Source organism: Embleya sp. NPDC050154 (assembly GCF_044460165.1).
Lineage (GTDB): Bacteria > Actinomycetota > Actinomycetes > Streptomycetales > Streptomycetaceae > Embleya.
On record NZ_JBITJP010000035.1, the window covers coordinates 53,075 to 61,340 of the forward strand.

6 protein-coding genes are annotated in these 8,266 nt (G+C 70.5%); all 6 read left to right on the forward strand.

From position 1 onward, the window contains the following. Positions 1–505 precede the first annotated feature (505 nt). The 6 genes from ACIBSV_RS44825 to dpgD all read left to right on the forward strand — a co-directional run bounded on the left by ACIBSV_RS44825 (position 506) and on the right by dpgD (position 8,120). Entirely contained in the window at positions 506–1,711 is a 1,206-nt protein-coding gene (locus ACIBSV_RS44825) for a transcriptional regulator (protein ID WP_395873279.1), read from the forward strand. 782 nt (positions 1,712–2,493) lie between these two features. After that, positions 2,494–3,933 (forward strand): PLP-dependent aminotransferase family protein, encoded by a 1,440-nt coding sequence (locus ACIBSV_RS44830; RefSeq protein ID WP_395873280.1) that lies wholly within the window; start codon positions 2,494–2,496, stop codon positions 3,931–3,933. 137 nt (positions 3,934–4,070) lie between these two features. Further along, positions 4,071–5,294: a 3,5-dihydroxyphenylacetyl-CoA synthase DpgA gene (gene dpgA / locus ACIBSV_RS44835; protein WP_395873282.1), complete on the forward strand. Its 1,224-nt coding sequence runs from the start codon at positions 4,071–4,073 to the stop codon at positions 5,292–5,294. A gap of 11 nt (positions 5,295–5,305) precedes the next feature. Then, complete coding sequence (dpgB, locus tag ACIBSV_RS44840) at positions 5,306–5,971, forward strand: enoyl-CoA-hydratase DpgB (protein WP_395873283.1); 666 nt, start codon at positions 5,306–5,308, stop codon at positions 5,969–5,971. A gap of 77 nt (positions 5,972–6,048) precedes the next feature. Further along, positions 6,049–7,317 carry a (3,5-dihydroxyphenyl)acetyl-CoA 1,2-dioxygenase DpgC gene (gene dpgC / locus ACIBSV_RS44845; protein ID WP_395873286.1) on the forward strand — a complete coding sequence of 423 codons (1,269 nt, stop codon included), beginning with the start codon at positions 6,049–6,051 and terminating at the stop codon, positions 7,315–7,317. Further along, complete coding sequence (dpgD, locus tag ACIBSV_RS44850) at positions 7,314–8,120, forward strand: enoyl-CoA-hydratase DpgD (RefSeq protein WP_395873284.1); 807 nt, start codon at positions 7,314–7,316, stop codon at positions 8,118–8,120. Before dpgC ends, dpgD begins: the two co-directional genes overlap by 4 nt. Positions 8,121–8,266: the final 146 nt, after the last annotated feature.

The window sequence follows — 8,266 nt, forward strand, 5'->3', positions numbered from 1 at the left end:
CCGAATCGGGCCGGTCGAACCGTCGATTCCGAGCCTGCTCACGGCCCCGACTCCGCACGCGTGGACGGCCGTTCGCAAGGTCCGGCGGATGATCCGGGAAACGGGACCTCACCCGATCCGGCGCCGCCGAGGAGCACCCGCCGGATTCCGGTCAAGCCTGCCGATGATCCCTCGTCGAGTCTCGACAGCGCTCTCTCGAACAGTGACCATGAGTGAGTATGCGACGACCAAGGGAGGCGTACGGAAGCGACTGACGAACTCGATACGGCCGAACCGATAACGGGTGCGTCGATCGGTGAACACCGACGGCGTCGGTCCGGCGTCACTTCCTGGACATTTCGGGAAGCAGCGGTTTCGCGACCATCGGAACCCGGGCGGTGCCGGGTTCGCGGACGATGGTCGGTGATCGCGGATCGAACCGTGATCACTGTCGCGCGTCGCGACGCGAAACGCCACAGGTGACGGCTCCCGCCGCGTCGAATGCGGGACGTCGAACGTACGGAGCGTGGCTCGTACGTGCGACGGACGCGGGCGGTCCCGCACGTGTGGGCGCCGGAACACATGGCACACGATCGGTGTCGATGGCTCGATCCATTGCAAATCTCACGAGAATCGGATCCTGGATATTCATCCAACGGGGGAGATTGAGATGCAACATTCGGACGCCAGAGCACTTGAGGTCGCGCGTCACGAAGGGGCGCCCGATCTCGTTGTCGAGCAGGCCCTGAACAAACACCGCGTCAAGGAGATTCTGACCGTCCCGATCGCCTCGCTCGTGCCGGGCGAATCACCGCGCTCGGAAGGTCAGGACCAGGAACACATCTCCCGACTCGCGGAAATCGACGAACCGCTTCCACCCATCCTCGTGAACCGGAACACGGGGCAGGTGATCGACGGGATCCATCGCCTGATGGCGGCCCTGTCGAAAGGGCGGGAGGTCATCGATGTCGAGCTTTTCGACGGCACCGACGAAGACGCATTTCTGCACGCGGTCAAGGCGAATGTAGGGCATGGCCTTCCGCTGTCACAGGCGGATCGCCGGGCCGCCGCCACCAGGATCATCGCGTCGCATCCGCACATGTCCGATCGGGCGATCGCCCGGATCGCGGGCCTGGGCGCGAAGACCGTGGGGGCGATCCGACGCCGTTCAGCCGGCGCGCTGCCGCAGTTGAACGCCCGGATCGGCCGCGACGGCCGGATCCGCCCGCTCAACAGCGTGGAGGGTCGGCAACGGGCCGCCGAGGTGATCGCGGCGCATCCCAAGGCATCCCTTCGGGAGATCGCCCGGCTCGCGGGCATCTCGCCCGCCACCGCGAGTGATGTCCGCAAGCGCCTGGAATCCGGCGAGGGACCCGTGGGCGTACTGCCGGTCGAGGTCGACACCCACGACGACACCGAGGTCGGCCGTTCCGCCGGTTCACGGGTCGAACGCAAGGTGCGCACGCTCCAACCGGATCCGGGCTCGGTGGTCGAGAAATTACTCAGGGACCCGTCCTTGCGGCACAAGGAGGAGGGACGGCACCTGCTGCGGATACTGCGGCAGAATGCGATCGGCATGGAGGAGTGGGCCGAATTGACCGCGGCGGTACCACCGCATTGCGGGGCCCTGGTGGTGCATCTCGCGCGCCAGTACGCGGAGACGTGGCTGGGATTCGCGCAGGAACTGGACGAGCGTGTCCGCTCCGTGAGCAGCGGGGCCGTCGGCATGTGAGCTACTGCCGGCCAAGGGTATCGGGGATTTCCTGGCCAGGAGCAATGATGGGCATCAGAGCCCGATCATGCTCGCCGGAAGGGTTTCGGCGGGCAGACCGGGCTCCGATCGATCGGTAGTCCCATGAGGGGCCACCCGACGGCGGCTTCGCCCGCTCGGGTGACCCCTCACGTCGGTTCCCGTGCGGGAACCGACGGCGTATTCATCGCTGTCGCCGTCGACGACGGCCACTGCCGTCGGCCACGACCGGGGCCGGGTCGGCTGCATGCCGTGTCGTCTGGGCACGCCGCGCGAACGGCGTACGACCCGAGCCCGACGTCGCGGTCCGCCGTCGCCCTCGGCCCTCCGAGGGCGGCCGTATCCGTCATCGGTGTACATGCCCGTGATCGGCTCGCGGGGTGCCATACTCCGGGAACGGTGCGGGGTACGCGTCACCGATCCCACCGGCCTCACCGGCCTCACCGCCGGAGGGCGGGAGGGACGGCCGTGCGATCGGTGGATCGGCCCGACGGCCCGGTCGGCCACCTCGATCGGCACTGCCGGCGACCGTCCCGCGGCACCCGCCGACGCGACGCGACAACCGCGAAGGCGCAACGGATTTCCCGTGCACGCCCGCGTCCCGTGACGCCCCCCGGCGTGACCGTCGTTCGTACCCGACTGCCCTTTGCGGGAGGTACCTCCATGACCGTGTCAACGAGCACCGGCCTCGCGTCGCCCGGCCCGCCCGAACGCGTCACCGGCTCGGGAACCGTCGCCGACCCCGGCCCGCGACCGGTCCTCGGATGAACGACGGCATCGGCGACGGCCTCGTCACCGACTTCGGCAACGGCACCACCGAGCCCTCGCCGCCCGACCCGGTCGTCGCCCACCTGTCGAGGAAGCAGCTCCACGGCAGCGTCTGCGATCCGGTGCTGGACACGATGAACTTCCTCAACGAGATCACCCATCGCCATCCCGAGGCGATCTCGTTCGCGCCGGGCCGCCCGTACGACGGCTTCTTCGACACCGAGCAGATCTTCACGCACATCCGGCGTTACCTCGATCACCTCGCCGACAGCGGATACTCGCCCGCCCGCGTACGGGACACGATGTTCCAGTACGGCCCCACCGCCGGGCTGATCCGCGACCTGATCGCCGACTCGTTGCGGCGGGACGAACACATCGACGTACCGCCGGAGTCCGTCGTGGTCACCGCCGGCTGCCAGGAGGCGATGTTCCTCGCCGTGCGGGCGCTGATCTCCGGCCCCGGGGACGTGCTGCTGGTCTCCAGCCCCTGCTACGTCGGGATCACCGGTGCCGCCCGGTTGTTGGACGTCGCGTTGACCGCCGTCGACGAGCGACCGGACGGCTTCCGCTGCGCCGATCTGGCCGCGGCGATTCGCGCGGAGCGCTCGCGCGGACGCCGGTGTCGGGCGTTCTATCTCGTCCCCGACCACTCGAATCCCTCCGGCAACACCGTGTCGACGGCCGAGCGGCACGCGCTGCTCGACCTGGCCGAGCGCGAGGACTTCCTCATCCTCGAGGACAGCCCCTACCGAATGGTCAGCCCCGGGGCGCAGTTGCCCACCCTCAAGTCACTCGACCGCAACCGTCGGGTGGTCCACCTGGGCTCGTTCGCCAAGACCCTCTTCCCGGGTGCCCGAGTGGGCTTCGTCGTCGCGGACCAGGTCGTCGCCGACGAGGCGGGTGGCACCGGACTGTTGGCGGACGAACTCACCAGGATCAAGAGCATGGTGACGGTGAACACGTCGCCGCTGGGCCAGGCGGCGGTGGCGGGCATGCTGCTCGCGGCCGAAGGTCGGACCTCGGCCCTGAACGTCGACACCTCCGCCTACTACGGGCGCGCCATGCGCGCCACCCTCGAACGCCTCGACGCGTGCTTCCCGGGCGGCGGACTCGGTCCCCACGACGGCTCCCGCGATCCCGGCAATCCCGGGGGTCCCGGTGCCCCGACCGTGCACTGGAACCGGCCCGACGGCGGCTTCTTCCTCGCCGTCGACGTCCCGTTCCGCGCGGACAACGCCGCGCTGGACCGCTCGGCGCGGGACTTCGGCGTCATCTGGACGCCGATGTCCTACTTCCATCCGCAGGGTGGCGGCGAGCACCGACTCCGACTGTCCGTCAGCTATCTCACCGAGGCCGAGATCACCGAAGGTATCGCCCGGCTGGCCCGGTTCATTCGGGCCGAGAGCCGATCCGCACCCGACGCCCACGCACACTGACCGATCCACCCGCCCCTCGATCCACCTCGGACCGATCCACCCTCCGACCGATCCACTCCCACCGAAAGGACGATCGAAGTGTCCACAGCGGTACGTCGCACTCGAAGCAAGCCCCGCATGTGGGGATGGACCTTCCAATGACCCTCGCGCTGAACCCCTCGAACGTCGCCTCGGTCGCCGCGCTCACCTCGACCCTCGCGCCCGCCTCGCCCACGTCCACGTTCGCGCCCGAGCGCAAGGACATCCCCGGCGTGCCCCGGATCCTCGGCGTCGGCACGGCCGTCACCGAACACTCCTACTCGCAGCGCGAACTCCTCGACCTGTTCCGGATCTCCGATCCGAAGGTGCGCTCCGTCTTCCTCAACAGCGCGATCGAACGACGCTTCCTGTCCGTGCCCGCACGGGACGCCACCGGAGCGGCGACCATCGAGACCCAGGGCGAACTCCTGGCCAAGCACAAGCGCTTGGCCATCGAGATGGCCGCCCGGGCGATCCACGCCTGTCTCAAGGACGCCGGCATCGAACTCGCGGACGTCGGCTACCTGTGCTGCGTCACCACCACCGGCCTGCTCACCCCCGGTCTGAGCGCGCTGCTCATCCGGGAATTGGGCATGGATCCGCGCTGCAGCCGCGTCGACGTGGTCGGCATGGGCTGCAACGCCGGCCTCAACGCGCTGAACGCGACGGTCGGCTGGACCGTGGCCCACCCCGGGCGGATCGCCGTCATGGTGTGCGCGGAAGCCTGCTCGGCCGCCTACGTCCTCGACGCCACGATGCGCACCTCCGTCGTCAACAGCCTCTTCGGCGACGGCGCGGCGGCTGTCGCACTGGCCGCCGACACCCCCGACGCGGCCGGCCCGCCCGACGCGCCGAGCGGCTACGCCGGACTCGGCGTCGACGTCGACTCGCCTCCCGCCGGCAGCCCGCGCGTACTGTCCTTCGCCAGTTGCCTGATCACCGACGCGATCGACGCGATGCGCTACGACTGGGACGACGAGCAGGGCAAGTTCAGCTTCTACCTCGACCCGGACGTGCCCTACGTGGTCGGCGCGCACGCGGAGTCGGTGGTCGATCGACTGTTGTCCGGCGCCGGATTGCGCCGCAGCGACATCGCGCACTGGCTGGTGCACTCCGGCGGCAAGAAGGTGATCGACGCGGTCCGGGTCAACCTCGGCCTGACCCGGCACGACGTGCGGCACACCACCGGAGTGCTGCGCGACTACGGCAACGTGTCGAGCGGTTCGTTCCTGTTCTCCTACGAACGGCTGCTCCGCGAGGGTGTGGTCCGGGCCGGCGACCACGGCGTGCTGATGACCATGGGGCCCGGCTCGACCATCGAGACGGCACTGGTCCAGTGGTGATGGGGGAACGCATGAACGACGACCTGGAACTGCGGGTGGACGGCGCCCGACCGCTGACCGTCGAGGCGATCGCGGCGGTCGGCGCGGTCTGCGACACGGCCGAGGATCGGGGTGGCCGGGGCAGGGTGGTGGTGTACGTGTCCGGCGCCCCGGACGGCCCCAGACCCGCCGGGCTGACCGTGGCCGTGGTGAGCAAGTGGGAACGCGCCCTGCGGCGCCTGGAGCGACTGCCCGCGGCCACCGTGGCCGTCGCCGACGGCGACTGCGGCGGCCTGGCCCTGGACGCGCTCCTGGCCACCGACCACCGCATCGCCACCGAGTCGGTGCGCCTGGTCGTGCCGGTGGAAGGCGGCGCCACCTGGCCGGGCATGGCCGTCTACCGCCTCGCCCACCGGGCCGGCAGCACGGCGGTGGCGATCCGCCGGGCGGTGCTCTTCGGCACTCCCCTGCCGGCCCGTGACGCGCTCGCCCTGCAACTCCTCGACGAGGTGACCGACGACGTGTCCGCGGCCCTGGCGGCGGCCGAACCACTCGGTGAACTGTCCGGCCCCGAACTGGCCATCCGGCGGCAGTTGTTGTTCGACGCGAGCACCGCCGGCTTCGAGGAGGCCCTGGGCGTGCATCTGGCCGCGTGCGACCGGGACCTGCGCCGGACCGGCAGCGGAGCCGTGTCGTGATCCGCGAACGGGCCCGGCCCGAGTGGCACGAGGACCTCGCCCTCGTCCGCGCCGAACTGGAGCCGGCCCGCTCGACGCTGGCCCGGGCCGCCGCGCACACCGACGACCTGCTGGCCGTCCTGCCCGCGCCCGAACACCGGTCGATCGCCCAGCACATCGCCGCGACCGCGGCCAAGGACGGTACCCGCGCGTTGCGCCGCGCCTTCCTGGCGCGGCATGCCGACGCCGTGTACGACGAGCTCACCGCGTGCCGGACCCGAGCACTGCGACTCGCCGAGCTGTCCCGGGCGGCCGCGAGCGCCTTTCCCGGACTGGTGCCCGGCCCGGAACAGTTCGTCCTCGAACGCGGTCGTCCGCAGGCCCACAAGGAGGGCCACGAGATCGACCAGGGCATCTTCTTCGCCGGCATCCTCGGCGCGGAGCAATCCGGTCGGCACCTGCTCGACGTACTGTTGCGGCCCACACCGCGGGCGCTCGCGCTGCTGCCCGAGTTCACCGCGACCGGCCTGATCGAACTGGGTTCGGTACGGCTGGAGCGCGTCGCCGGCACCGCCCGGCTCACCCTGTGTCGGGACGACTGCCTGAACGCGGAGGACAACCGTCAGGTCGACGACATGGAGACCGCAGTCGACCTGGCCCTGCTCGATCCGGCGGTGCGCGTCGGCCTGGTGCGCGGCGGCGTGATGACCCACCCCCGCTACCGCGGCCGTCGGGTGTTCAGCGCCGGCATCAACCTCAAAGCGCTCAACGCCGGCGACATCTCCCTGGTCGACTTCCTGCTTCGCCGCGAACTCGGCTACATCCACAAGCTGTTGCGCGGCATCCGGGTCGAGGACGACGCCGCCTGGCACAGCCCCACGATCGACAAACCCTGGGTCGCGGCGGTCGACACGTTCGCGATCGGCGGCGGCATGCAGCTCCTGCTCGTCTTCGATCACGTCCTGGCCGCGTCCGACGCCTACCTCAGCCTGCCGGCCGCGCGCGAGGGCATCATCCCGGGTGCCGCCAACTTCCGCCTGACCAGGCACGTCGGGCCGCGCATGGCTCGGCAGATCATCCTCGAAGGCCGGCGAATCCCGGCGCAGGGACCCGAGGCCCGACTCCTGGTCGACGAGGTGCACGATCCGGAACGACTGGACCGGGCCGTCGAGGACTGCCTGGACCGGCTGAAGCAGCCCGCGGTGGGGGCCAATCGGCGGATGCTCAATCTCGCCGAGGAGTCGCCGGACCGGTTCCGGCACTACATGGCCGAGTTCGCACTCCAGCAGGCGCTGCGGATGTACAGCGCGGACGTGCTCGACAAGGTCGACCGGTTCTCCGCCCGGCAGGGGGTGCCGTCACGATGAGCGCCGCCGAGCAGCCCCGGGTGCGGTACGAGAAGAAGGATCACGTCGCCCGGATCACCCTGGATCGACCCGCCGTGCTCAACGCGATGGACCTGCGCACGCACGAGGAACTGGCCACGATCTGGGACGACGTCGAGGCCGACGACCAGGTGCGCGTCGCGGTGCTGACCGGAGCGGGCGAGCGCTCGTTCACGGTCGGCCAGGATCTGCGCGAGCGTGCCCGGCTCGACCGCGCGGGCGTTCCCCGGTCCACGTTCGGCAGTCGCGGCCAACCCGGTTGGCCCCGGCTGACCGAGCGGTTCGAGCTGTCCAAGCCGGTGATCGCCCGGGTGAACGGCTATGCCCTGGGCGGCGGCTTCGAACTCGCGCTGGCCTGCGACCTGATCGTCGCGGCCGACCACGCGGTGTTCGCGTTGCCGGAGGCTCGGTTGGGCCTGGTCCCCGGCGCGGGCGGCGCGTTTCGGCTCGCCCGCCAGCTACCGCTGAAGATGGCCATGGGCCATCTGCTCACCGGCCGCCGGATGAGCGCGCAGTCGGCGCTCCGCCTGGGACTGGTCAACCAGGTCGTCCCGCTCGACGACCTGGACGCGTGCGTCGACGAGTGGACCGACGACCTCCTGCGCAGCGCGCCCTTGGCCGTGCGGGCGATCAAGGAGGCGGTCATGCGGTCCGTGGACATGCCGCTGGAGCAGGCCTTCTCGACGCCGTTCGCATGGGAGCAGCGGCGAAGGCACAGCGAGGACGCCGTCGAGGGTCCGCGCGCGTTCGCCGAACAGCGCGAACCTCGGTGGCAGGGGCGCTGAGCCCACCGGCCCCCGGAACCGACGAGACCTCACCGCAGCGTGGCCCCGAGTCCTGATGATGGGCTCGGGGCCACGCTGCGTCGATCTCCGGCGCTCGCGCCTCCGCGGCGTAGGGCGGGCCCGCTTTCGGGCCCGCCCTACCTCGT